Annotated in this window: 17 protein-coding genes; 10 read left to right on the top strand and 7 right to left on the bottom strand. The window is 75.7% G+C overall.

Annotated features, from left to right (window positions below; genetic code table 11):
- Positions 1-4 precede the first annotated feature (4 nt).
- Together MHY85_RS05480 and MHY85_RS05475 are read left to right on the top strand one after the other, a co-directional pair.
- Complete coding sequence (locus tag MHY85_RS05480; protein WP_239193931.1) at positions 5-976, top strand: GDP-mannose 4,6-dehydratase; 972 nt, start codon at positions 5-7, stop codon at positions 974-976.
- Between the two features lie 8 nt (positions 977-984).
- Positions 985-3,507 carry a glycosyltransferase gene (locus tag MHY85_RS05475; protein ID WP_239193929.1) on the top strand — a complete coding sequence of 841 codons (2,523 nt, stop codon included), beginning with the start codon at positions 985-987 and terminating at the stop codon, positions 3,505-3,507.
- Positions 3,508-3,597: 90 nt separating this feature from the next.
- Here MHY85_RS05475 and MHY85_RS05470 read toward each other — a convergent pair whose 3' ends face one another.
- On the bottom strand, positions 3,598-5,964 hold the full coding sequence (locus tag MHY85_RS05470) for a glycosyltransferase (protein WP_239193976.1): 2,367 nt from the start codon (positions 5,962-5,964) through the stop codon (positions 3,598-3,600).
- A gap of 85 nt (positions 5,965-6,049) precedes the next feature.
- The gene (locus MHY85_RS05465; RefSeq protein ID WP_239193927.1) at positions 6,050-7,021 is read right to left on the bottom strand and encodes a glycosyltransferase; all 972 of its coding nucleotides are present in this window, start codon (positions 7,019-7,021) and stop codon (positions 6,050-6,052) included.
- A 23-nt stretch (positions 7,022-7,044) separates the two neighbouring features.
- Here MHY85_RS05465 and MHY85_RS05460 point away from each other — a divergent pair, with 23 nt between their 5' ends.
- Complete coding sequence (locus MHY85_RS05460; RefSeq protein ID WP_239193916.1) at positions 7,045-8,133, top strand: glycosyltransferase family 1 protein; 1,089 nt, start codon at positions 7,045-7,047, stop codon at positions 8,131-8,133.
- On the opposite strand, the gene MHY85_RS05455 is transcribed toward MHY85_RS05460, so the two are convergent.
- From MHY85_RS05455 to MHY85_RS05445, 3 genes are all read right to left on the bottom strand, one after another.
- Complete coding sequence (locus MHY85_RS05455) at positions 8,130-8,966, bottom strand: RES domain-containing protein (protein WP_239193914.1); 837 nt, start codon at positions 8,964-8,966, stop codon at positions 8,130-8,132. The genes MHY85_RS05460 and MHY85_RS05455 overlap by 4 nt on opposite strands.
- Entirely contained in the window at positions 8,963-9,334 is a 372-nt protein-coding gene (locus tag MHY85_RS05450; RefSeq protein WP_239193912.1) for a hypothetical protein, read from the bottom strand. Before MHY85_RS05450 ends, MHY85_RS05455 begins: the two co-directional genes overlap by 4 nt.
- 81 nt (positions 9,335-9,415) lie before the next feature.
- Positions 9,416-11,077 carry a DUF2142 domain-containing protein gene (locus tag MHY85_RS05445; RefSeq protein ID WP_239193910.1) on the bottom strand — a complete coding sequence of 554 codons (1,662 nt, stop codon included), beginning with the start codon at positions 11,075-11,077 and terminating at the stop codon, positions 9,416-9,418.
- A gap of 91 nt (positions 11,078-11,168) precedes the next feature.
- Here MHY85_RS05445 and MHY85_RS05440 point away from each other — a divergent pair, with 91 nt between their 5' ends.
- The 6 genes from MHY85_RS05440 (at position 11,169) to MHY85_RS05415 (ending at position 18,354) form a co-directional block, all read left to right on the top strand.
- On the top strand, positions 11,169-12,320 hold the full coding sequence (locus MHY85_RS05440; RefSeq protein ID WP_239193908.1) for a glycosyltransferase family 4 protein: 1,152 nt from the start codon (positions 11,169-11,171) through the stop codon (positions 12,318-12,320).
- An 83-nt stretch (positions 12,321-12,403) separates the two neighbouring features.
- Positions 12,404-13,699, top strand: coding sequence for a glycosyltransferase family 2 protein (locus MHY85_RS05435; RefSeq protein WP_239193906.1), 1,296 nt, complete (start codon positions 12,404-12,406; stop codon positions 13,697-13,699).
- Complete coding sequence (locus MHY85_RS05430; protein WP_239193904.1) at positions 13,696-14,835, top strand: glycosyltransferase family 1 protein; 1,140 nt, start codon at positions 13,696-13,698, stop codon at positions 14,833-14,835. Before MHY85_RS05435 ends, MHY85_RS05430 begins: the two co-directional genes overlap by 4 nt.
- Positions 14,832-16,082 carry a lipopolysaccharide biosynthesis protein gene (locus MHY85_RS05425; RefSeq protein WP_239193902.1) on the top strand — a complete coding sequence of 417 codons (1,251 nt, stop codon included), beginning with the start codon at positions 14,832-14,834 and terminating at the stop codon, positions 16,080-16,082. The genes MHY85_RS05430 and MHY85_RS05425 overlap by 4 nt, the downstream gene beginning before the upstream one ends.
- The gene (locus tag MHY85_RS05420; RefSeq protein ID WP_239193900.1) at positions 16,079-17,224 is read left to right on the top strand and encodes a glycosyltransferase family 1 protein; all 1,146 of its coding nucleotides are present in this window, start codon (positions 16,079-16,081) and stop codon (positions 17,222-17,224) included. Before MHY85_RS05425 ends, MHY85_RS05420 begins: the two co-directional genes overlap by 4 nt.
- Positions 17,221-18,354 (top strand): glycosyltransferase family 1 protein, encoded by a 1,134-nt coding sequence (locus MHY85_RS05415; RefSeq protein ID WP_239193898.1) that lies wholly within the window; start codon positions 17,221-17,223, stop codon positions 18,352-18,354. Before MHY85_RS05420 ends, MHY85_RS05415 begins: the two co-directional genes overlap by 4 nt.
- Before the next feature lie 21 nt (positions 18,355-18,375).
- On the opposite strand, the gene MHY85_RS05410 is transcribed toward MHY85_RS05415, so the two are convergent.
- Positions 18,376-18,987 carry a dTDP-4-dehydrorhamnose 3,5-epimerase family protein gene (locus MHY85_RS05410; RefSeq protein WP_239193896.1) on the bottom strand — a complete coding sequence of 204 codons (612 nt, stop codon included), beginning with the start codon at positions 18,985-18,987 and terminating at the stop codon, positions 18,376-18,378.
- 82 nt (positions 18,988-19,069) lie between these two features.
- On the opposite strand from MHY85_RS05410, the gene rfbD reads away from it, so the two are divergent.
- Positions 19,070-19,915, top strand: coding sequence for a dTDP-4-dehydrorhamnose reductase (gene rfbD, locus MHY85_RS05405; RefSeq protein ID WP_239193894.1), 846 nt, complete (start codon positions 19,070-19,072; stop codon positions 19,913-19,915).
- Between the two features lie 51 nt (positions 19,916-19,966).
- Here rfbD and MHY85_RS05400 read toward each other — a convergent pair whose 3' ends face one another.
- Positions 19,967-24,589, bottom strand: a complete 4,623-nt coding sequence (locus MHY85_RS05400) for a rhamnan synthesis F family protein (protein WP_239193892.1) — start codon at positions 24,587-24,589, stop codon at positions 19,967-19,969.
- Positions 24,590-24,630 lie beyond the last annotated feature (41 nt).

Genomic DNA, 24,630 nt, shown 5'->3' with positions numbered 1-24,630 from the left:
GCCGGTGACCACGACGTTCGTCACCGGGATCACCGGGCAGGACGGCACGTACCTGGTCGACCGGCTGCTGGCCGACGGCGCCCAGGTGCACGGGCTCGTCCGGGCCGGTGACGACGGCGTGGCCGCGCTCGCGCAGCGGCACCCCGGCGTGGTGCTGCACACGGGCGACCTCGGCGACCTCGACCACCTCGCGGGGCTGGTCGCCGAGGTCGCGCCGGACGAGGTCGTGAACCTCGCGGGCATCAGCTCGGTCGCGGTCTCCTGGGCCGAGCCGGTGCTGACCGCGCGGCTCAGCGGCCTCGCGGTCACCGCGCTGCTCGAGGCCGCGCACGGCGTGCAGGAGGCCACGGGCCGGCCCGTGCGCTTCCTGCAGGCGTCGAGCGCGGAGATCTTCGGGCAGCCCGAGGTGGAGCCGCAGGACGAGCGCACCGCGATCCGGCCGGTCAACCCGTACGGGGCGGCCAAGGCGTTCGCGCACCACCAGACCGCGGTCTACCGCGGCCGGGGGCTGCACGCCGCCACGGCGATCCTGTTCAACCACGAGTCGCCGCTGCGGCCGACCACCTTCGTCACCCGCAAGATCACGGCCGCCGCGGCCGCGATCGGGCGCACGGGCGAGGGCGTCATCGCGCTCGGCAACCTCGACGCCCGCCGCGACTGGGGCTGGGCGCCGGACTACGTCGACGCGATGCTGCGCGCGCTCCGGCACGACGTGCCGGACGACTTCGTGGTCGCGACCGGGCGCACGCACTCGGTGCGCGACTTCGCGGAGGCCGCGCTGCGCCGCGCCGGCGTCGGCGACGACTGGGAGCGGCACGTGACCGTCGACCCGCGGTTCGTCCGCCCGGCCGACGCGTCCACGCTGGTCGGGGACCCGTCCAAGGCCGAGCGCGAGCTCGGCTGGCGGCGCACGGTGGAGTTCGAGGAGGTCGTGGCGCGCATGGTCGACCACGACCTGGAGCTGGTAGAGGGCTGATCGAGAGCATGAAGCGTTTCGCAGGGGGCGAGCCCGTGGTCCGTCCGGGCGTCGTGTCGGTGATCCTCGTGAACTACCGCGGGGCCGACGACACCATCACGTGCCTGGGGCACCTCGCCGAGATGGACTGGCCGGCCGACCAGCTCGAGCTGATCGTGGTCGACAACGACTCCGGGGACGGCAGCGCGGAGCGGATCCGCGCCGCCGTGCCCGGGGCCACGGTGGTCGAGGCCGGGTCCAACACCGGCTTCGCCGGGGGCTGCAACCTCGGCGTCGACCACGCCACCGGCGAGTACGTCGCGTTCCTCAACAACGACGCCCGGCCGCACCCGCAGTGGGTGTCCGCCGCCGTGGCGGCGCTCGCCGAGGACCCGTGGATCGGGGCGGTCGCGAGCAAGGTGCTCGACTGGGACGGCCAGGCGATCGACTACGTCGACGGCTCGCTGACCTGGTTCGGCATGGGCTACAAGCGCGAGGTGGGCCGGGCGGACTCCCCGGAGTTCGACGTGCCCAAGGACGTGCTGTTCGCGACCGGTGCCGCGACCGTCATGCCGGCCGCCGTGTTCCGCGAGGTCGGCGGGTTCGACGAGCGGTTCTTCATGTTCTACGAGGACGTCGACCTCGGCTGGCGGCTCAACCTGCTGGGGTACCGCGTGCGGTACGTGCCGACCTCGATCGCGTACCACAAGCACCACGTGACCATGAAGAAGTTCGGGAACTACCGCGAGAGCTACCTGCTCGAGCGCAACGCCCTGCTGTCGATGTACAAGAACTTCGACGACGAGTCGCTGGCCAAGGCGCTGCCCGCCGCGATGGCGCTGGCCGTCCGCCGCTCGCTCGCGCGGACCGACACCGACGCCACGGTCCTCGACCTGCAGCGCTCGCCCGGCAACGACGACGTCGGCACGGTCGAGGTGCAGAAGATGGCCCTCACCGGGCCGTACGCGATCGACTACTTCACGGACAACCTGCCGACGCTCATGGAGAGCCGCGCGCAGATCCAGGGCCGGCGCCGCCGCAGCGACCGGGACCTGTTCCCGCTGTTCCGGCACGCGATCGAGCCGGCGTACGGCTTCCCGTCCTACCTGGCGGCGCACCAGTCGCTCGTCGAGGCCTTCGGCATCGCCGAGCACTTCGTCTCCCGGCAGCGGGTCCTCGTCGTCACCGGTGAGCCCCTGCTCGAGCGCATGGCCGGGCCGGCGATCCGGGCCTGGGAGATCGCCCGCGCGCTGGCACCGGAGCACGACGTGCGCCTCGTCTCCACGGGCGGCTGCCAGGTCACCTCCGACACGTTCGAGGTCGGCCACGTCTCCGGGCGCAGCCTGCAGGAGGCCTCGGAGTGGGCCGACGTCATCGTGTTCCAGGGGTTCCTGCTCGAGGCCGCGCCGTGGCTCAAGAAGAGCAGCAAGGTGATCGTCGCGGACGTCTACGACCCGATGCACCTGGAGCAGCTGGAGCAGGCCCGCGACCTCGGCCCCGGGGGCCGTGCCCTCGCCGTCCGGGAGACCACCCGCGCGCTCAACGAGCAGCTGCGCCGCGCCGACTACCTGCTCTGCGCGTCGGACAAGCAGCGCGACTTCTGGCTCGGTCAGCTCGCCGGGCAGGGCCGCATCAACCCGGCGGTCTACGACGAGGACGCCAGCCTCGACGCGCTCATCAGCGTGGTCCCGTTCGGCATCCCGGACGAGCCGCCCGTGCAGCGCCGGTCCGCCATCCGCGGCCAGGTCGACGGGATCGGCCCGGACGACAGGGTCATCATCTGGGGCGGCGGCGTCTACAACTGGTTCGACCCGCTGACCCTGCTGCGGGCGGTCGACCGGCTGCGCGACGCGCACCCGGACATCCGGCTGTACTTCATGGGCCTCAAGCACCCGAACCCCGGCGTGCCGGACATGAAGATGGCCTGGGAGACGCAGCAGCTCGCCGAGCAGCTGGGGCTCACGGGCAAGCACGTGTTCTTCAACCACGGGTGGGTGCCGTACGCCGAGCGCGCGGACTACCTGATGGACGCGGACGTCGGCGTCTCGACCCACTTCCTGCACATCGAGACGGCCTACTCGTTCCGCACCCGCATCCTCGACTACCTGTGGGCGTCGCTGCCGATCGTGGCGACCGGCGGCGACACGTTCGGCGAGCTCATCCGGGACCACGGCCTGGGCCGGGTCGTCCCGGAGCGCGACGTCGAGGCGCTCGCCGCGGCGCTCGAGGAGATGCTGTACGACGCCGACGCGGCCGAGGTGGCGCGGTCGAACGTGCGGCGGTTCGCGACCCGGTACACCTGGAGCACGGCGCTCAAGCCGCTGGTCGACTTCTGCCGCACGCCGCGGCGGGCGACCGACCTGGCGCAGGCGCTCGGCACCCCGAGCACGACGGCCCGGGCGTTCCAGCGCAAGCGGCCGACCGTGCGGGACGACCTCCTGCTGGCGAAGCAGTACCTGTCGGCCGGCGGGCCGCGGGAGGTCGTGCGGCGCGCGACCGGCCGGGTGCGGCGCGTCCTGGGCGGCGGCCCGGCGCCGGCCACCGAGGACTGAGGCACGCACGAGGGCGGCGCCACCCCGGCAGGGGCGGCGTCGCCCTCGCCATGTGCGCGCCCCCTCGGCCGCCGCGCCCGGCGCGGTGGGTCAGCGGCCCAGGGCGCGGGCGGCCAGCGAGCGGGCGCGGCGGACGCGCGAGCGCCACACCAGCCGCGGCAGCTCGGCGCGGATCCGGGTCAGGCGCGCCGCGATCCGCTCGCCCGCGACGGCCGGCGCGTGGTGCTCCCGGATGTCGTACGCGGCGCGCTGGCCGCGCGCGGTGGCGAGCGCCGGGTCGTCGACGATCGTGCGCAGCGCCGCGGCGGCGGCGTCGAGGTCGGGGTCGGCCCACCGGGTGCCCACCGGGTACGGCTCGCAGTGCTCGGGCACGGTCGTCGCGGTCCACGGCACGAGGAACGAGTTCTCGGCCGTCATGAACTGCAGGTTGCCGCTGTACCCCGTGGCGACGACCGGCTTGCCGTAGGCCATGGCCTCGGCGATGGTCAGGCCGAGGCCCTCGGAGCGGTGCAGCGACAGGTACGCGTCGCAGTGCTGGACCAGGGCGTCCCGCGCGGCGGCGCTCAGGTACTCGTCCATCAGGACGACGTCCGGCTCGCCGGCGACACGCAGCCGCAGCCGCTCGGCGTCGCCCACGCGCTTGTCGGAGTTGATCGACTTGATGACGAGCACGGGCCCCTCGTCCGGGGCGAACGCGCGCCGGAACGCCTCGACGGCGCCGAGGGGGTTCTTGCGCTCGGCGGTGCTGAGGTAGTCGAACGAGAACAGCACCACCGGCCGGTCCTCGGGCAGCCCGAGGTCGGCGCGGGTCAGCGTGGTGGGCGCGGCGGCCTGCGGCAGCGGCGGCGGCACGGTGACCACCGGCAGCGCGGTGTGCCGGGCGATCGCGTCCCGGACGAAGTCGGAGGCGACCCACACCTCGTCCACGTGGCCGAAGCCGCCGTGCATGGTCGCGGGGAAGTCCTCGACCTCCCAGTACCACATGCCGATGCGGTACGTGGACGCGGCGAGGTCGGGCTCCGCGGCGAGGGCGGCGCCCGTCTGGTCGGCGTTGACGCACAGCAGGGTGAGGTCGAACCGCTCGGCCTCGCCCGCGAGGCGGCCGAGGCGGGTGGCCTGCCGCGACTGCAGGTGCCGGCCCACCGAGAGGGTCGAGTACGGGACCGACGTGGTCGACAGGGCCTGCAGCATGAGCCGTGCGGACTCGCCGATGCCGAGCTCGCCGTGCAGGTAGCCCGCGACGTTGAGCCCGCGCGGGCGGCGGCCGTGGCGGGTCGTCGCGGCGGCGGCGCGCGCCGTGCGGGAGCCGGACTCCAGCAGCGGGACGGCGTAGTCGTTCTCGTGCCGGGCGTGCAGGTCCAGCCAGTCCACGAACCGGCCGGAGTCGGCGCCGGGCACCCGGGGGAACTCGCGCCGCAGGTCGGGCCGGTCCTCGTACAGGGCGAGCAGGTACCGGGTCAGCGGCACGCCGTCGGTCACGACCTCGTCGAGCCAGGTGGTGAACGCGCCCGGGTCCGCGGCGTCGTACGGGTCGGGCACGCCGACGACGGCCTCCGGCTCGCCCAGGACGGCGTCGGCGTACGCCCGGCGCATCGCGGCGTCGACCGTGAGGCCGTCGGCGGTGCGCTCGTACGGCGAGGGCGGGACCGGGCCCGCGCCGGCCGCGGCGAGCTCGGCGGCGTGCCGCTCGGTCACCGCGCGCACGACGGGGTGGTCGGTCAGGCGCGCGCGGGCGGTGTCCGCCCCGGCGGTGGCGAGCAACCAGGGCCGCTCGGGGTCGAACGCGGCGAGGTCGACGGCGAGGACGGGCACGCCGTCGGCCGTGACGGCGTCGCCCTCGGCGCGGACCACGGTGCCCGGGTCGAGCGTCCACCGGGACAGCAGCGTCGCCGCGGGCAGCACGGCGACGTCGGACACGGCGGCGAGGGACTGCCACGCGCGCGGGCGCCCGAGGTCGGCCTCGGCGGCCCACCGGTCCAGGCGCGGCAGGGCGGCGGACGTCGCCGCGACGAGCGACTCCCGGTACGGGCCCGCGTCCACGACGTCCGCGGAGGACGGGCTGAGCCGGTCGTGCGGCGGCAGGGTGTCGCGCCGGGCGACGAGCGCCATCCCCCGCTCCCGGGCGGCGTCGACCAGGGGGGTCAGCGGCGCGAGGACGCGCACCCCCGCGGAGACGTGCACGGCGACGACGTCGCGCCGGGCGACGTGCGCGAGCAGGCGGGGGAGCAGCCAGGAGCGCAGCTCGTCCGGGTCGGCCAGCAGGCCCGCCGCGTGCAGCATGGGCTCGGGGACGCCCAGCGCGGCGGGCGTGAGGACCTCGGCCTCGTCCCAGCCGGCGCACCCGCCGTCCACGTCGAGGACCACCGCGTGCGTACCGGGGTGCAGCCGCAGGGCGTCGCCGATCGTGAGACGCAGGGCGGCCGGGTCGACCCCGGCCGCGATGCTGCAGAACTGCACCAAGTGAGACGCCTTCCCCGTGGTCGAGAACCGAGGGCAGAGCCTACCGGGACCGGCTGGGTGGGGCGCGCGCCGCGCGCGGCGCTCAGTCCCGTCCCAGGTAGCGGGCGACCTCGGCTCGGGGCACTGCGGCGCCCGCCCACGTGCGGCGCCGTTCGGACACGGTGCGGGGCAGCCGGAGGGCCCAGTCCCGCAGGCCGCGCCACCGTGCGCGGACGAGCGCGTCGCGGGGCCCGGAGCGGGCGGCGGCGCGCAGCAGCCCCGCCAGCTGGCGGGCCGCCGACCCGGCCACGACCCCCACCGGGGCGTGCCGGGTGAAGACCGTGAGCGAGTTGCGGGTGTTGTGGTACCGGAACAGCGGCGAGCCGGTGCCCGACGAGGCGGCGTGCCGGTGCACGGCGACCGCGTCGGCCGCGTAGACCACGCGGTGCCCCGCGGCGCGCAGCCGCCAGGAGACGTCGGTGTCCTCGTAGTAGAGGAACAGGTCGCCGTCGAACCCGCCGACGGCGTCGAGGGCGGCGCGCCGGAGCAGCGCGGCACCCCCGCAGAACCCGAAGACGTCCGGGTCCGTGGACTCGGCGCCGACCGGCGCGAGGTAGTCGCGGTCGGTCCCGGTGCCGGCGCGGGTGATGACGTTGCCCGTCGAGTTGACGCGGCGCGGCGCGGCGCCGTCGGGCTCGGCCAGCAGGATGCGCGCGGTGACGGCGGCGACGTCCGCGGCGCCCGGGGCGGTCGCGACGGCGCGCAGCCGCTCCACCGCGTCGGGGGCGAACGTGGCGTCGTTGTTCAGCAGGACGTACCACTCGCCGGCGAAGTCCCGGGTGCCGAGGGCGACCCCGCCCGCGAACCCGAGGTTGCGCGGCGCGCGGAGCACGCGCACCGAGGGGTAGCGCTCCGCGAGCAGCTCGGTGGTGCCGTCGGTCGAGGCGTTGTCGACGACCAGCACCTCGAGGTCGTCGCCGACCGTCTGCGCGAGCAGGGAGTCCAGGCAGTCGGGCAGCAGGTGCGCCCCGTTCCAGGTGACGACGACGGCGCGGACGGACGCGGGGGCGGGCACCCGGGCAGTCTAGGCTCGCGGCCGTGGACGTCGCCCTGACCGTGGAGCAGCTGTGGCAGCCCGTGCCCGGTGGCTCGGGCTCGTACATCCGGGAGCTGGTCGCGGCGCTGCCCGGCGCCGGGGTCCTGCCGCGCGGCGTGGCGGCCCGCGGCGAGGGCGACGCGGGCCTGGGCATCCCGGTGGCGCACGCGCCCCTGCCGCGCCCGGCGCTGTACGAGGCGTGGTCCCGGCTGCGCCGGCCGCGCGCGGACCCGCGCGGCGACGTGGCCGTCGTGCACGCGACGACCTGGGCCGTCCCCGGCCACCGGGCACCGCTCGTGGTCACCGTGCACGACCTGGCGTTCCTGCGGGACCCGGGGCACTTCACGCCGCGCGGGAACCAGTTCTTCCGCCGGGCGCTCGAGATCACCCGGGGCGAGGCGGCGCGCGTCGTCGTCCCGTCGGCCGCGACCCGGGACGACTGCGTGGCGGCGGGCATCGAGGCCGGCCGGGTCGACGTGGTGCCGCACGGCGTCCGGGCCCTGCCCGTCACGGACGCCGACCGCGCGGCGTGGCGCGACCGGCACGGCGTGCACCGTCCCTACGTGCTGTGGTGCGGCACGCTCGAGCCACGCAAGAACCTGCCCGGCCTGGTCGAGGCCTACGCCCGCGCGGCCGCGGCCACGCCCGGCTTCCCCGACCTGGTGCTCGTCGGGCCCACCGGCTGGGGCGACGCCGCCCGGGCGGTGGACCGCGCCCTCGCCGCGCTGCCCGCCGGGGCGGTGCACCTGCTGGGCCGGGTCTCCGAGGCCGACCTGCACGCGGCGTACGCCGGGGCGACCGCCTTCGCGTTCCCCTCGCTGTGGGAGGGCTTCGGCATGCCGGTGCTCGAGGCGATGGCGCACGGCGTGCCCGTGGTGACCTCGGCGGGGTCGTCGATGGCCGAGTTCACCGGGGAGGCCGCGGTGCTCGCGGACCCGGCGGACCCCGACGCGCTCGCCGCGGCGCTCACCGCGGTCGTGACGCAGGACCCGGCGGCGCGCGCGGCCGCCGGCCGGCGCATCGCGGCGGGCACGACGTGGGCGGCGTCCGCCGCGGGGCACGCGGCCGCCTACGCGGCGGCGGCGCGCTAGTACTTCCGCCGTCCAGGCAGGACCGGCAGGTGGTAGTGGTCGGCCACCTCGCGGAGTTCCGGTGTGTCGACGTTGGTGGACCCGAGTGAGGCGGGATCGTTGTCCGACGGCGTCAGCCCGTCATCGGCGCGTCGGTCCCAGAACGCCCAGCACCGCCCGTACTCGGTCTTCGAGCGGAAGTTCAGGCCCAGCGGCAGCGAGCCGTCGTCCAGCACGGCGTCGCGGACGTGCTGCGCGACCCGGGTGGTCACCGCCCGGTCGTCGCCGGTCACGACGCCGGTGTGCACCGGTCCGTAGCCCAGTGCGGTGAGGTCGACGGCCAGGCGGCGGGTGAGCGCATGGTGCGTCGCAGGGCTGTCGACCACCACCCACCACCCCGATCGCGGCATCGCCACGGTGTGGATCGAGCGCGCCCACTGCCAGTCGCCGGAGATGGCCCACGGCCGGTCGACGTCGTTGTCGTCGGCGTCGTGGAGGACGGCGGCGACGTACTCGTCGACGGAGAGCCCCGCTGCCGCGGCGTCGGGGGCGAGCGCCGTCAGGTTCATCGCGAACCCCTGGAGCACCTCGGCGAACGCGGTCTGCGGAGCGTCTGCGAAGTACACCGTGCGGCCCACCGTGTCGAACCGGCCTCGTTTGTCCGGGGTGCCGTCCGTGATCGGACCCACGTGCCTGTTGTGCGGCGCGGAGTTGACGCCCGCGCGCCGGACGTAGCGGTCCTGGGCGACCCGGTAGGCGATCTCCCCCGCGGCAGGCACCAGGTGCAGGCCGGTCTGGGTGCAGACGCGGCCGGGCGCGGTGGCCGCGGGTGTGGAGACCGCCGTCGAGCTCATGCGGGCAGGTCGTCGACGAACGCCCGGGCTGCGCCGATGACGTCCTTGCTGTTCAGCTCACGGATCCGCGTGACCGGCGTCGCCTCGCCCAGCAGCGGGTTCGCGCCCGTCAGCCACGCGAGGGTGACGTTGCGGCCCTCCGAATCGCTCAGCGTGCGCCACACCCGGTAGGCGAGCCGCAGGCGCTCCTGCGTCTCCGGGCGCGGCTCGGTGGTCGACGCCCACTTGTACGGCAGCGTGCGGCTGCCCGCACCGGTCATCGCCGCCACCACGGCCGCGCCCACGTTCTCGTTGAGGACGCGGGTCAGGTCGTGAATGTCGAGCTTGATCGACTCGGTGTAGGGGTCGACGCGGGTCGTACTGTCCATGCGGCCATGCTCGCACGGTGAGTGCGAGGGAACAACGGCTGAGAGTCCCGGGAGATACAGGAATGAGACGTCGCGAGGCGGTCAGCGCGCCGGCGTCGGGGGCGTGCTCCGGTCGCCGAGCAGCACGCTCGGCGCCGCCGGCGGCAGCGCGTCCTCGGGCACGGCGGGCTCCGCGGGCTCGGGCGACCGCACCAGGCGGTCGAGGAGCCACACGCCGGTGCCGAGCGCGGCGAGCACCAGCAGGGTCAGCACCAGCCCCGGCACGGGCGGCTGCCACTCGCCGGAGAAGATCTGCCGCCAGGACCCGCCGTCGCCGACGACGTAGCGGCGCAGGTTGGTGAGGAACGCGATGACCATGCCGATCGACGCCAGCACCGCGACCGACCCGGCGATGCGGTCGCCCACCCACCGGGGCAGCGGCCGCAGCAGGTCCCGGCACAGGAAGCCGGCGGTCACCGAGACCCCGACGAACAGCGGCATCGAGTAGCGCGCGGTCCAGATGTAGCCGACGTTGCGGGCCTGCCAGGCGTGCACGAGCACAGGCAGCAGCACCGCGACGCCGAGCACCCCGAGCATCGCGACCCGGGTCCGGCGGTCGCCGACGCACAGCGCGAGCAGGATGGGGAAGCCGGCCAGGGCGGCGTACACCAGGTACGCGAGCATCGGGAGGTGGGTGTCGGTCCAGCCGAACCGCCCGATGCTCGCGATCAGGAAGTCGCCGGTGTCGAAGAACGTGCGGTTGGCGGTCGACAGGAAGCCGAGCTCCGGGTGGTCGGCACCGCCGGCCTCCAGGGTGCCGGCGTTCATGCTCCACCACAGCGAGGCGAGGTTGCCGACCACGACCACGCCGAGCCACGGCCACGTGCGCCGGTCGAGCATCGCGGTCGCGAAGTTCCGCCACGGCCCGACGAGCACGGCGACCGCGACCGCGATCACCGCCACGTAGAGCGGGGAGGTGCCGCGCGCGTTGCCCAGCAGCACGGCCAGCACCGCGATGCCCGCGGCCCGCGGGACCAGCCGCGCGGGGTCGGGGGCGCGCACCAGCGCGAGCATCGCCACCCACAGGGCGAGTGCGGCGCTGATCTCCAGCGCCGAGGGGTTCACCGTGCTGTTGAGGAACACCACCATCGGCGTCACGGCGGTGACCAGCCCGGCGATCACCAGCGGCCGGCGGGTGATCTCCGCGAGCGAGCGGAACGCCCACGCGAGCACGGCGGAGCACAGCGCGGCGCTGACCAGCCGCATGAGGTAGAGCGTGTACTCCCCGGCGGGGAGCAGCGTGGGCAGGCCGGTGATCGCGTAGTAGAGCGGGTTGTTCCGGATGACCCACGTCTCGGCCTGCGTCGGCGCCTCGGCCGCCTCGCCGGACGGCAGGTCGGGCTGGCAGTCGGCCGGCACGTCGCCGCGGAAGACGAAGCAGGTCGGGTAGCCCATCATCATCCCGTAGATCGTCGGGACGGTGACGACGCCCGAGCCCGGGCTCGCGGCCAGGATGTCGCCGTGCAGGTCGCCGCGGACCACGGCCGCCGACTTGACCATGTGCGCGTTCTCGTCCGGGCCGGCGGCCAGGGGCGACGCCAGGGACCACGCCGAGGTCAGCACCATGAGCACGGCGAACGCGAGCCAGAAGACCTTCCGCGGCGACGGCGGGGTCCTCCCGGCCGCGCCGTGGCGGCCGGGTCCTGCCGGGTCGAGCGTGGTGCGCGCGCCGTCCTCGGCGCGCTCGGGCTGCGGCAGGGTCATCCTCGGTCCTCGGTCGGTGGGGTCGCGGGTCACGCGGCAGCGAGCCTACCGACCCGCGCACCGCACCGGGCGCGGTCGGTAGGCTCGGCCGGTGCGCATCGCCGTGGCCTACGACTGCCTGTTCCCGCTGACCACGGGCGGGGGCGAGCGCCAGTACGGGCAGTTCGCCGACGCCTGGGCCCGCGCCGGGCACGACGTCACCTACCTGACCCGCCGGCAGTGGGACGACGTGCCGCCCGCGCGGGCGGGCGTCGACGTCGTCGCGGTGAGCGGGGCGTTCGAGCTGTACGACGACGCCGGCGGGCGCCGCCCGGCCGGCGCCCTGCGGTTCGCCGCAGGCCTGTTCCGGCACCTGGTGACGCACCGCCGGTCCTACGACGCGCTCGTGGTGAGCGCGCTGCCGGTGCTGAACGTGCTCGCCGCGCGGCTGGCGCTGCTCGGCACGCGCACCCGGATCTGCTCCGACTTCCTCGAGGTGTGGCGGCCGGACCAGTGGCTCGCGTACTCCGGGCCGGTCACGGGGCGGGTGGCGGCGGCGCTCCAGCGGGTGGCCGTGCGGATCAGCCCCCTGGTGTCCTGCCACTCCCGGATGAACGGCCGCCGGCTGGCCGCGGAGGGCGCGCGCCGCGATCCCGTGGTCAGCCCCGGCCTGATCGCGGGCACGGTGCTCGAGGCTCCCGGGCCGCGCCCCGCCGACCTGCCGCCGACCGTGCTGTACGTCGGGCGGCACATCGCCGACAAGCGGGTGGAGGCGATCCCCGGCGCCCTGGCCTGGGCGCGCGAGCGGGTGCCCGGCCTGCGCGCGGTCGTGCTGGGCGAGGGCCCGCAGCGCGAGGTCGTCCGCCGGGAGGTCGACCGGCTCGGCCTGCACGACGCCGTGGACCTGCCCGGCTTCGTGCCCGAGGAGGAGCTCGACGCGCGGCTGCGCGAGGCCGCGGTGCTGGTGAACCCGTCGCGGCGGGAGGGCTACGGGCTCGTCGTCGTGGAGGCGTGCGCGGTGGGCACCCCCGTGGTGCTGGTCGACGCGGAGGACAACGCGTCGGTGGAGCTGGTCGAGGACGGCGTCAACGGGTACGTGGCGGCGTCCGCCGAGCCGGCGGTGCTCGGCGCGGCGATCGTGCGGGCCGTCGAGGCGGGGGAGCCGCTGCGCCGGTCCGCGCGCGCCTGGTACGAGGAGGCGGCGACCGAGAAGACGGCGGAGCGCGCGGCCCTCGGGATCCTCGCGGCGCTCGCGCGGCTCTGAGGTCCCGGGACGAACGGGCCCCGGCGGCGGCGCCCGCGTTGGTAGAGTGTCGCGGCCCTGACAACCCCCCGGACGGACGACCCATGGCTCCCCCTTCGACGCCGCCTGGCCTCGAGCTCACCATCCTCATGCCGTGCCTGAACGAGGCGGAGACCATCGAGGTCTGCATCCGCAAGGCGCTCGGCTACCTCGAGCGCTCCGGCGTCGCCGGCGAGGTCCTGATCGCCGACAACGGCAGCACGGACGGATCGCAGGCGATCGCGGAGGGGCTCGGCGCGCGGGTCGTGCCGATCCCGGAGAAGGGGTACGGCAGCGCGCTGATCGGCGGCATCGCGGCCGCCCGCGGGCGCTACGTCATCATGGGCGACGCGGACGACTCCTACGACTTCTCCGCGCTGGACCCGTTCGTCGCGAAGCTGCGCGAGGGCTACCAGCTCGTCATGGGCAACCGGTTCCGCGGGGGCATCGCGCCCGGCGCCATGCCGCCGCTGCACCGGTACCTCGGCAACCCCGTGCTCTCGGGCATCGGCGCCCTGTTCTTCAAGCCGGGCGTGCGGGACTTCCACTGCGGCCTGCGCGGGTTCGACCGCGAGGCGATCCTCGGCCTCGGCCTGCGCACCGCGGGCATGGAGTTCGCGTCCGAGATGGTGGTCAAGGCCTGCCTGCAGCGCCTGCGCATCGTCGAGGTCCCCACCACGCTGAGCAAGGACGGGCGCTCGCGCCCGCCGCACCTGCGCTCGTGGCACGACGGCTGGCGCCACCTGCGGTTCCTGCTCATCTTCTCGCCCAAGTGGCTGTTCCTGTACCCCGGCGTCGTGCTGCTGGGCGTCGGTCTGCTCGCCAGCCTGGTGCTGCTGTTCGGCCCGGTCGAGATCGGCTCGGTCGGGTTCGACGTGTCGACGATGATCTACGCCGCCGCGGCGTCGGTGGTCGGGTTCCAGGCGGTGCTGTTCGCGCTGCTCACCAAGACGTACGCGGAGCACGAGGGCTTCCTGCCGGCGGGCCCGCGGTTCCGCGCGATCTCGGACAAGCTCACGCTGGAGCGCGGCCTGCTCACCGGCCTCGGGATCTTCCTGCTCGGCCTGGTCGTCGCGGTGGTCCAGGTGATCCGGTGGCGCGACGTGGGCTTCGGCGGCCTGGACGCGCGCCAGGCGGTGCGCGTGGCCGTGCCGGCGGCGCTGGGCCTGATGATCGGGTTCCAGACGATGATGTCGAGCATGTTCGTCGGCATCCTGTCGATCCCGACCCGCGCGGGCTCCAACCCGGTCGCGCCGCAGGCCGACCCGGCCGACGAGGCGGTGCTGGTCGCGCCGGGCACCGTCGCGGCCCCGGACGCCGACGCCGTCGCGGCCCCGACCGAGCCGGCCGCGCGCCCGTGAGCGACACCCGCGTCGCCGTCGACCTGCTCTACCTGACGGGCAAGCGCGGCGGCACCGAGACGTACGCGCGCCAGCTGCTGCCGCGGATGGCCGCGCTGCTCCCCGAGGTCGAGCTCGTCGGCCTCACCAACACGCTGGGCCGCGAGGCCGTCGAGCGGTGGTTCCCCGGCCCGCTGCACACCCTGCGGCTGTCCGGCGACAACCGCCCGGTCTGGGCGGCCGCGGAGACGTTCGTCGTCGACCGGCTCGCCGCCCGCGGCGGCGCGGACCTGATGTGGTGCCCCGCCAACTTCGGCCCGCGCGCCCGCCGGACGCCGACCCTGGTCACGGTGCACGACGTCATCGCGTGGGACTTCCCGAACCCCGAGGTCAGCCGGGTCACCCAGGCGGTGACGTCCGGCATCATCGGCCGCGCGGCGCGCTCCGCCACCCGGCTGCTCACCGGCAGCGAGGACGCCCGGGACGCGATCACCCGGGTGCTCGGCGTCCCCGCGTCCCGGATCACGGTCGTCCCGCACGGCTCCGCGGACCCGCGCCCCGGCGTCGACGTCGCCGCGGAGATGGCCGGGCTCGGCCTCGCCGACGGCCGGCCGACGGTGCTGTCCACCGGCAACCGGATGCCGCACAAGAACTACGACGGGCTGCTCCGCGCGCTCGCGCTGATCCCGGCCGAGCGGCGGCCGCGGCTGGTCGTCACCGGCAGCCACGGCGAGGACCCGCTCGCGCCGGTGGTCGCCGAGCTGGGCCTGGAGGCCGACGTCGTGCTGCTCGGCTGGGTGACCGCCGACCAGCTCGAGGCGCTCTACCAGTCGGCGACCCTGTACGCGTGCCCGTCGCTCGCCGAGGGCTTCGGCCTGCCGGTGATCGACGCGATGAAGCGCGGCACGCCGGTGCTGGTCGCCGACATCGGCGCGCTGCGCGAGGTGGGCGGCGACGCGGCCCGGTACGCGAGCCCGACCGACCCGGCCGCGATGGCGGCGGGGATCGAGGCGCTGCTCGCCGACCCGGCCGAGCGCGACCGGCTGCGGCAGGCCGGGCTCGCGCGGTCGGCGCAGTTCACCTGGGACCGGTCGGCGGAGCTCACGGCCGACGCGGTGCGCCGGACCCTCGAGGACGTGGCGGCGGCGCGCCGGTGAGCTCGCTGTGGCGGCGGCTGGCCGGGTTCGCCGGCCTGCCGATGATCTCCATGATCACGCCGCTGCTGGTGCTGCCCGTGCTCGGCCGCGCGGCGGGCCAGTCCGGCTGGGCGAGCGTCGCGACCGGCGAGTCGATCGGCACGTTCGCCGCCATCGTCGTCGCCTACGGCTGGAACACCGCCGGCCCGCCGCGGGTCGCGCTCGACCCCGACCCGGTCGCGCGCGCCCGGCTGTACCGGGAGAGCCTGCTGGTCCGCGGCGCGCTGGCGCTGCTCGCCGTGCCGGTCGTCGTCGTGCTGTGCCTGCTGCTCGCGGCGGACGGGTACGCGCTGCCGACGGTGCTCATGGGCCTGTCCGGCGGCGTCGTGGGCCTGTCGTTCGCCTGGTACGCGGTGGGCACCGGCGACCCGCGCTCGATCGCCGTGTACGAGGCGGTGCCCCGGGTCGTGGCAGCGGCGGTCTCCGCCGGCCTCATCGTGCTCACCGGGCAGCTCGTCATCTACCCGCTGCTCGCGCTGACCGTGTCCGTCACCGGCATCGTGCTGTTCAGCCGCGGCGTGCTGCGGCAGGGCGGCCCGGCGCACGTCGGCGTGCGGGACCTGCGGCGGCTGCTGTGGCGGGACCGCGCCGTCGCGGCCATCGACACCGCGGGCGGCGCGTACGCGACCGTGCCCGTGCCCGTGGTCAGCGCCCTGTCCCCGGTCGCCGAGGCGAGCGCGTTCGCGTCGGCCGACAAGCTGTACAAGTTCGGCCAGTACGTGCCCATCACCCTGGGCAACGCCTTCCAGTCCTGGACCGTCGAGGGCGGCCTGGCGGAGCGCGGCCGCCGCCTGCGGGTCGCCCTGTCCGCGCACGTCCTGCTCGGCGCCGTCGGGTGGGCGTTCCTCACCGCCGTCGGGCCGTGGTTCTCCGGGGTGATGTTCGGCGCGGACGTCGCCGCCTCCCGGGCCGTCTGCTTCTGGCTCGGCGCGACGTTCCTGCTGGTGTCCACCCGCATCTCGATGACCCGGCACGTCCTGATCCCCGTCGGCGCCGTCCGGGTCGTGTTCGTGTCCACGGTGACGTCGGCCGTCGTCGGCGTCCCGCTGATCGCCGCGCTGTGCTGGGCGATCGGCCCGGTCGGCGCCGCGATCGGGCTCTGCCTGAGCGAGGTCGTCGCCACGGGCATCCTCACCGCCCCCGCGCTGCACCACCTGCGCGCGTGGGACCGCCAGCTCAGCACGACCACCGAGGAGGACCCGGCATGAGCCCGACCCTGGTCGTCGGCGTCGACGGCACCCCGCTGTTCCGGCGGGTGGACGGCATCGGCCGCTACACGGCGAACCTGCTGCGGGCGACCGCCGAGGCCCGGCCGGACTGGCGGTTCGTCGTCATCGGCTTCCGGGACGACGCGGGGCGGCCCTCGCTGGTGCCGGACCTGCCGAACGTCGAGGTCGTGCTGCTGCCGGCGCCGCGCCGCGCCTACCAGGCGGTGTTCTCCTACCTGGCGCGCGTCCCCGTGGGCCGGCTGCTGCCCCGGTTCGACGTGCACCTGGCGACGAACTACGTCGCGTTCCCGCACCTGCCCGGGGTGCCGGCGGTCAGCGTGGTCTACGACCTGACCTACGTCGACCTGCCCGAGGTCGTGGAGGCCCGGAACCTCGGCTACCTGCGCCGGCACGTGCCCCGCACCGTCCGGGAGTCCGCCGCGGTGGCCGCGATCTCGCCGTTCACCGCCGCGCGGGTCGACGAGGAGTTCCCGGGGCACCCGCCGGTGCACGTGGTCGACTGCGCGCTGGACCCGACGTTCCTGGCGCCGGCCCCGGCACCGGGTGGGGAGGTGCCGGGACTGCCGGACGGCTACGTGCTCGCGGTCGGCACGCTGGAGCCGCGCAAGAACCTCGTGACCCTGCTGCGCGCGTACGCGCTGCTGGACCCGGCGGTGCGGGACGCGCACCCGCTGGTCGTCGTCGGCAAGCAGGGCTGGGGCCCGGGCGACGTCCCCGCGGACGTGCCCGCCGACGTGGTCGCCGGCGTGCGGTTCACCGGCTACGTGCCGGACGCCGACCTGCCGTCGGTGTACCGGGGCGCTCGGCTCTTCGTGTTCCCGAGCCGCTACGAGGGCTTCGGGCTGCCGCTGCTCGAGGCGATGGCGTGCGGCGTCCCCGCGATCGCCTCCGACATCCCGCCGTTCCGGACCATCGGGCAGGACCTGGTCGACTACGCGGACCCCGGCGATCCCGCGGCGTTCGCCGCGGCGATCACCGCGGCGCTGACGGCCCCGCAGGACGACCCGGCCCGCGCCGCGCGCACGGCCCGCGCCGCGGACGCCGCCGGCGCCTGGACCTGGGACCGCAGCGCCCGGCAGCTGGTCGCCGCCGTCACCGACGCCCTGGACGGCCGGCGGTGAGCGCCACCCGCGTCCTGGTGGACGCCACCGCCATCCCCGCCGACCGCGGCGGGGTCGGCCGCTACGTCGACGACCTGCTGCCCGCGCTGGCCCGGCTGGACGTCCGGCTCGCAGTCGCCGCGCAGCCCCGCGACGTCGAGCGGTTCGCGACGGCGCTGCCCGACGCCGAGGTGCTCGCCGCCCCCGCGGCCGCCGAGCGCCGCCCCGTGCGGCTCGCGTGGGAGCAGGCCGGCCTGCCGCGGCTGGTCCGCCGGTGGCGCGCCGACGTCCTGCACAGCCCCCACTACACGGCGCCGCTGCGCCCGGGCGCGCCCGTGGTGGTCACGCTGCACGACGCCACGTTCTTCAGCCACCCCGAGCTGCACTCGCCGGTGAAGGCCCGGTTCTTCCGCTGGTGGATCCGGCGGGCGGTGCGCTCCGGCGCCCAGCTGGTCGTGCCGTCCGCGGCCACCGGCGCGGAGGTGCGCCGGTACGCGGGTGGCGACGAGAACCGGTTCCACGTCGCCTACCACGGGGTGGACACCGGGACCTTCCACCCGGTGCCCGACGCGGAGCGCGCCCGCGTCGCCGCGTCGTTGGGCCTCGAGGGCGAGCCGTACGTCGCGTTCCTCGGCACCCTGGAGCCGCGCAAGAACGTGCCCGCCCTGGTCCGGGCCTGGACCCGGGTCGCGCAGGACCGGCCGGACTCCGCGCCGGCGCTGGTGCTCGCCGGGGGCCGCGGCTGGGACACCGGGGTGGACCCGGCGCTGGCCGCCGTCCCCCCGGGGCTGCGGGCGCTGCGCCCCGGCTACCTGCCGTTCGAGGACCTGCCGGGCTTCCTGTCGGGCGCGGCCGTCGTCGCCTACCCGAGCCTCGGCGAGGGCTTCGGCCTGCCGGTCCTGGAGGCGATGGCCTGCGGCGCCGCGGTGCTCACCACCCGCGAGCTGTCGCTGCCCGAGGTCGGCGGGGACGCCGTGGCCTACTGCGGGACCGACGAGGCGTCGATCGCCGCAGGGCTGGCGGACCTGCTCGCGGACCCTGCGCGCCGCGCCGAGCTGGGCGCGGCCGCGCGGGAGCGGGCGGCGACGTTCACGTGGGACGCCGCGGCCGAGGTGCACCTCGCGGCGTACCGGGCAGCGGCGCGGGGCTGACCGGGCCGCCGTCCGCCGGCGTCAGAGGGACGCGACGTACTCCGCGACGGCCGCGTGGTCGGGCAGCAGCCCCTGGGCGCGTGCCTCGGCCAGCGTCGGCGCCGCCGTGTCCTTCGCGGACAGCTGCGGCGTCACGGGGTTGCCGTGCCGGTCGGTCGTCGGCCACTCGATGCCGATCTCCGGGTCCAGCGGGTGGATGCCGTGCTCGCGCCCGGGTGAGTAGCCCGTCGAGCACAGGTACATCACGGTCGAGTCGTCCTCCAGCGAGAAGAACGCGTGGCCGAGGCCCTCGCCCAGGTAGATCGCGCGCCGGTCGACGTCGTCCAGCAGCACGGTGTCCCACTGCCCGAACGTCGGCGAGCCCACTCGGATGTCGACGACCACGTCGAGCACCGCGCCCTTGGGGCACGTGACGTACTTGGCCTGGCCGGGAGGCACGTCGGCGAAGTGGATGCCCCGCAGCACGCCCGCCGCGGACACGGACAGGTTGGCCTGCTGGAGGTCGAACCGGTGCCCGGTGGCCTCGGCGAACGGCCCGCCCTGGAACGCCTCGAGGAACACGCCGCGGGGGTCGCCGTGCTGCACCGGGGTGATCTCCCAGGCGCCGGGGACGGACAGCTCGCGGTAGGTCATGGGGGTCCTCTCGTCGGAAGTGGCCGGAGGAAGCCTAGCCGCGCCGGTAGGCTTCGGGCGTTTGCCGACAAGAGGAGAAGACGTGCGCTGGCTGGTGACGGGTGCCCACGGGATGCTCGGTCAGGACCTCGTCGCGCTGCTGCGCGAGCGGGGCCACGACGTGACGGGGCTCGACCGGGGCGACCTGGACATCACCGACGCCGCGGCGACCGCCGGCGCGGCGGACGGGTACGACGTGGTCGCGAACGTCGCCGCGTACACCGCGGTCGATGCCGCGGAGGCCGACGAGTCCACCGCCTTCACGGTCAACGCCGCGGGCCCGGCCCTGCTCGCCCGGGCGGCGCGCGCCGCCGGCGCGCGGATCGTGCAGATCTCCACCGACTACGTGTTCGACGGCCACGCCGCGCAGCCGTACGCCGAGGACGCGCCGATCCTGCCGCGCTCCGCCTATGGCCGCACGAAGGCGGCCGGGGAGTGGGCCGTGCGCGCCGAGGCGCCGGACCACCTGGTCGTGCGGACCGCCTGGCTGTACGGCGCGCACGGCAGCTGCTTCCCGAAGACCATCGCGCGGGTCGCCGCCGAGAGGGGCGGGCTCGACGTCGTCGCCGACCAGGTCGGCCAGCCCACCTGGACCGTCGACCTCGCGGACCTCGTCGAGCGGCTCGTCGCCGCGGGCGCGCCCGCCGGGACGTACCACGGCACGTCCCAGGGGGAGACGTCCTGGCACGGGTTCGCGCAGGCGGCCGTCGCCGCGGCGGGGATGGACCCGGCGATCGTGCGCGAGACGACCTCGGAGAAGTTCGAGCGGCCGGCGCCGCGGCCGGCGTACTCGGTGCTCGGGCACGAGGCGCTGCGGGCCGCGGGCTTGGAGCCGATCGGAGACTGGGCCGGACGGTGGGATGCCGCGGCGGCGGCCGTGCTCGGCTGAGACGGCGGGACCACCCGGGCACCCCCGCGAGACCGCGGGGGTGCCCGGCGGTCAGCGCGTGACGCCCGGGACGGCCGTCTTCGCGTAGGAGAAGCCGCCGTCCTGCACGACGAACGGGATCACCCTCTCCAGGGCGTGCAGCATCGTCCCGTCGATCGGCAGCGGTTCCGCAGGGTAGTCCTCCCAGGCGAAGCCGGTGCCGACGAGCGGCGCCAGCGCCCGCGTGCGTGCCCAGAACATCGCCCCGAGCGGGAAGTCGAAGTGGGTCGTGAGCGGCGTGCGCAGGCCCAGCCGGCGCGCCAGCTTTTCGCCCGCCCCGCGGTTGAGGTCCCAGTCGTTCAGGTGCGGGTCCTCAGGGGAGACGAGGCCGAGGGTGGGGTCGTCGGCGAAGGCCGCGCAGATCCGGTCGAGCATGGGCTCCTCGCCGCCCACCAGGTTCTCCCACAGGAACGTGCGCCACCGGTCCGCGGTGTCGCCGGAGACGTGCGGGCTGCGCTTCCCGTGCACGTGCAGCACGAGGTCGTGGTCCGCCAGGGCGGCGGCGACCGGTCCCGTCAGCAGGGGGGCGAGGTCCCGGCCTCGGTTCGGGACGATGTCGACGGACCAGCCGGCGAACCCGGAGGCCGTCATGCGCCGCTCGATCTCGGCGGCGCCGTCCGCCGACGTGGCGGTGAGTCGCAGGTCGACCGGCTGCCGGTTCATCGCCAGCCGGGCCACCAGGTCGTCCACGAGCTCCGGGTAGTGGAAGTGTCCGTGCACCAGCACCCGCAGGTCCCGCGGCCCGGGTGCGAGGTCGCGGACCGGGCGGAGCACCTGGCGCTGCCACGGCCCCTCCGGGCGGCCACGGCGGAGGTAGTCGGCGAACGGGTCGCCGTCCCGGTCCTCGCGGTAGTCGGGGTGCTGCTCGGCGTAGACGAGCGGGTGGAACCCCTCGGTGGGCCGGCGCACCAGCAGCCCGGTCCGCGCCCGGGCCCGGGGCGCGGTGAGCCGGGACCGGTGGACGTACTCACCGACGAGCTCGGCGAGGTCCTGCTCGCGCCCGGGGCCCGCGTACAGCTCGGTGCTGAACGCGCCGGAGGCCGCGACCGCCGCGGCGTCCTCGGCGGCGCGGTCGGCGGCGGCGCGCGCCCGGTGCCCGAGCGTGGCGATCTGCTCCGCGTACCGGACCATGTCGAAGGCGCGGCCCGCGGCCGTCCGCAGCCGCTCCCCGTAGCGGCGACGCTCGTCGGGGTCCGTCATCCGGGCGATGGCGTCGGCGGCGGCCGCGGCATCCAGGTGCGGCACCACGAGCGACCGCAGGTCCTGGTCCTCCTCGAGCCACTCCGCGAACCCGCTGGCCCCCGCGAACGCGACGACCGGGACGCCGGCGAGCGCGGCGTCGATCGTCACGTTCGGCAGCGGGTCGAGGCGCGAGGACAGGAAGAAGACGCCGGCCCGCCGGTAGAGCGGCTCCAGGTCGGCGGTCGGGCCGAGGAACGTCACCGTGTCGGCGACGCCGCTCCGGCGGACCTGCTCGTGCAGCTCGTCCACGTACCACTGCAACGGCTCGATCCGGTGCCCGATCCACGCGAACGCCACCGGCGTGCCCGACGACGCCGCGCGGCGGAGATGGTCGGCGGCCTGGACGAAGAACTCGACGCCCTTGCGCGGGGAGAGGGTGCCGGCGCCCACGACCAGCAGCGTGCCCGGGTCGAGGTCCGCGAGGAAGTCGTCCACGGTGCGCTCGGGGAGGTCGGCCTCGACGCCGTCGGGGCCGAGCGGCGTCACCCGGGGGCGCATCTGCTCCGGCTCACCCGCGGGGAGCCGGGACTGCCCCTGGGCGATCACCTCGTGGCCGCGGGCCAGCAGGTCCGCGTACTCGCCGCGCATGGACTCGGCGACGATCGGCGCGGGGAACACGACCTCCGAGACGCTCGCGTAGAACCCGGCCAGCACCCCGTTCGGCCGCATGCTGGACGCGAACTCGTGCACCAGCCCGACCACCGGCACCCCCACGCGCTCGAGGGCGGGCGCGACCGGGTGCGTCGCCGCCGAGTTCGCGATCGCGTAGGTCGGGGAGTAGCGCTGCACGAGCTCCTCGGCCAGCAGCAGCGCCTCCTGCGGGTGCCACGGCTCCGCGCCGACGAGCGCCACGGTCGCGTCCGCGGCCCGGGCGAGGTCCGCCTCGAGCTCGCCGCCGTGCATGAGGACCACGACGACGTCGGCGTGCTGCTGCAGCGCGGACACCAGGTTCCACCCCAGCACGGGCGCGCCGGTGCGCGTCGCCTCGTGCAGCAGCAGCAGGACCGTCTCGCGGGCCGGGTCCAGGGTGCCCCCGGAGATCCGCGCCTCGCTCAGCACCGAGCGGCCCCGGCGCCCTTCGCCGCGTCCGTGGTGGTGGTAGTGCTGCCGGAGCTCGTCGTCGGACATGTGGCCGAGGTCGTCGTTCCGGCGGCGGTAGTAGCGGACGTCGAAGTCGTCCTCCGGGTGGTCCGGGGAGCGGTCCGGCGTCGGCGAGGTCGGGGCGGCGGCGGGACCGGCGACCTCCGGTGCAGGGGCACCGCCGGCCGGGTCGCCCGCGCGCAGCCGGCGCACGGCGCGGCGCGCGCTGCCCGCCCGCCGTCGCGCGGCCCGCAGCGGGACGGTGACCCGCCAGGACAGCGTGCGGGAGTGCGCCGCGAGCTCCGCGCGCAGCGCGTCCACGGTGCCGCGCGCCTCGGCCGCCGCGGCGTCCAGGGCGGCGGCCGACGCGCGCGCGACATCGATCTCGTGGCGGTTCAGCTCGTTCTCGCGCTCGAGCCGGCCCAGGGCGATCCCGAGCTGTCGCTGCGCGGCCGCGCTGCGCTCGAGGTCCGCGAGCCGCGCCGACTCGGAGCCGGCGACGCGGCCGAGCTCGGCACGCAGGTCCGCCTCGACGCCGCGCAGGCGGTCGAGTTCCGCGCCGCGGCGCTCGATCTCCTCGCGCAGCGCCTCCTGCTCGGCCCGGAGCGCGGGAGCCCCCTCGGCGTCGGCGACGACCGCGTCCAGGTCGCGCACGACCGTCAGCGTCACGTCCAGGACGGCGTCCGCCTCCGCCGCGACCTCGGACCCCAGGACGAGCGACTGGAACTCCCGCTCCCGCGCCCAGTGCGCGCGGAGCGCCTCGTCGTCCAGGTCGACGCCCACCGCCGAGGCGACGCCCCGGACCAGCTCGCGGATGGTCAGGTCCGCGGCCTCGGCGGGGGCCACCGCGCGCAGGGACGCGAGCGAGTCGTAGAGCGCGCGGAACACGAGGTAGCCGAGCGGGATCGACTCGTGGGCGACCCACTCGAGGTCGATGAACTGCCGGTCGTCGGGGTGGTCGAGCAGGTTGCGCGGCAGGGCGTCGAGCAACGACCCCGGCACGTCGGCCCCCGGGTCCCGCTCGTCACCGGCGAGGCCCGCCCGGGCCCGGAGCGCGTCGAACCACACCGCGAACCAGCCGGCCAGGTCGTCGACCGTCCAGCCCGGCAGCCCGACGATCTCGTGGAGCGCCGCGGTCCACGGCGCGCCGGGCCGGTAGGGCTCGTCGTCCAGCCTGATGCTGATGGGACCGACCGAGTCCGCGAGGTCCGGCACGGCGCGCGAGCGGCGCACCACGATGCCGTCGTCCAGCGCCTCGAAGGTCGTGGACTTGCTGAACTCGGGCCGGCGCGCGCCGTTGCCGAAGTACCACGCCAGGGTCGGCTCCCCGGCGCGGGGCCGACGGGCGGCGCGCACCAGGAACGAGTTCGCGAGGTCCGGCACCAGGCGGTTGCGGTGGACCGGCTGCCACGCGCGCGCGGGGTCGAACGTGGTCGTCGCCGGCTCCTGGTGGTCGCCGTGACCGGTCCCCACGACCAGGGGGCCGGCGTCGAACCCGGCGGCGGGATCGAACGCCCGCTCCGAGAGCACGGTCGTGGGCAGCTTGTAGTCCGGGAACGGGAAGTACCAGTCCTGCTCCGCGAGCCCGGCGAGGCGCAGTCGCTCCGCGAGCTCCGTCCGGCCGAACGTGACCGCGGTGTCGGGTCCGTACCGGTCCTCCACGCCGACCATGCGGCGACCGAGGTGGTCCTCGGGGAAGCCGGCGAAGTACTTGAGCCCGAGCTGGTTCTCGATGGCGAGGACGAGCTCGCCGTCCGGTGCGACGAGGCCCGCGACGTGCTCGAGCATCACGTCGACCGGGTCACGCCCGTCGGACTCGAAGCCGAACATCCGCGAGTACTCGAGCACCCCGACGAGGACCACCGTCGCGAACCGGGTGTGCTGCCCGAAGCCCTGGACGGTGTCGGCGACGACCTGGACGTTCGGCAGGTCCCGGCAGCGGTCGGCGCACACCGCGGCGCGGCGCGGCGACCCCTCGACGGCGACGACCTCCAGGCCCTGCTCGCCGAGCGCGCGGGTGATCGCGCCGGTCCCGGCCCCGATCTCCAGTACGGGCCCGCGCAGCGAGCCGAGCAGCGGGCGGACCAGGTTCGCCCGCTGGTGGCTCAGGTGGTAGAGCGACGGCCAGTCGCGGATGCCCGCCTCGAGCTCGCGAGAGCGGCTGCTCGTGTCGGTCGCGCCGCGGATCGTCCGGGCGACCCAGGTCTCGTGCTCGTCGCCGTCGTTGTAGCCGAACGCGGGGGCGTCGGGGCGCACCCACAGCCCGGGCGTCCCGCCGGGGTGGTAGCCGAGGAGCGTCAGGTCAGGGGTCATCGAGCACTCCTGGAGCGTGGTGAGGCGGTGGCGGGGGGCGG

This window comes from Cellulomonas sp. ACRRI, assembly GCF_022346185.1.
Classification (GTDB): domain Bacteria; phylum Actinomycetota; class Actinomycetes; order Actinomycetales; family Cellulomonadaceae; genus Cellulomonas.
Note: the sequence above shows the minus strand (reverse complement) of the source record. Positions and strands in the feature narration are given on the sequence as shown.

Excerpts from the sequence above, each read along its gene's own strand:
- MHY85_RS05475 (WP_239193929.1), top strand. The coding sequence starts at position 985 with ATGAAGCGTTTCGCAGGGGGCGAGCCCGTGGTCCGTCCGGGCGTCGTG.
- MHY85_RS05435 (WP_239193906.1), top strand. The coding sequence starts at position 12,404 with ATGGCTCCCCCTTCGACGCCGCCTGGCCTCGAGCTCACCATCCTCATG.
- MHY85_RS05445 (WP_239193910.1), bottom strand. The coding sequence starts at position 11,077 with ATGACCCTGCCGCAGCCCGAGCGCGCCGAGGACGGCGCGCGCACCACG.
- MHY85_RS05410 (WP_239193896.1), bottom strand. The coding sequence starts at position 18,987 with ATGACCTACCGCGAGCTGTCCGTCCCCGGCGCCTGGGAGATCACCCCG.
- MHY85_RS05455 (WP_239193914.1), bottom strand. The coding sequence starts at position 8,966 with ATGAGCTCGACGGCGGTCTCCACACCCGCGGCCACCGCGCCCGGCCGC.
- MHY85_RS05400 (WP_239193892.1), bottom strand. The coding sequence starts at position 24,589 with ATGACCCCTGACCTGACGCTCCTCGGCTACCACCCCGGCGGGACGCCC.
- MHY85_RS05420 (WP_239193900.1), top strand. The coding sequence starts at position 16,079 with ATGAGCCCGACCCTGGTCGTCGGCGTCGACGGCACCCCGCTGTTCCGG.
- MHY85_RS05450 (WP_239193912.1), bottom strand. The coding sequence starts at position 9,334 with ATGGACAGTACGACCCGCGTCGACCCCTACACCGAGTCGATCAAGCTC.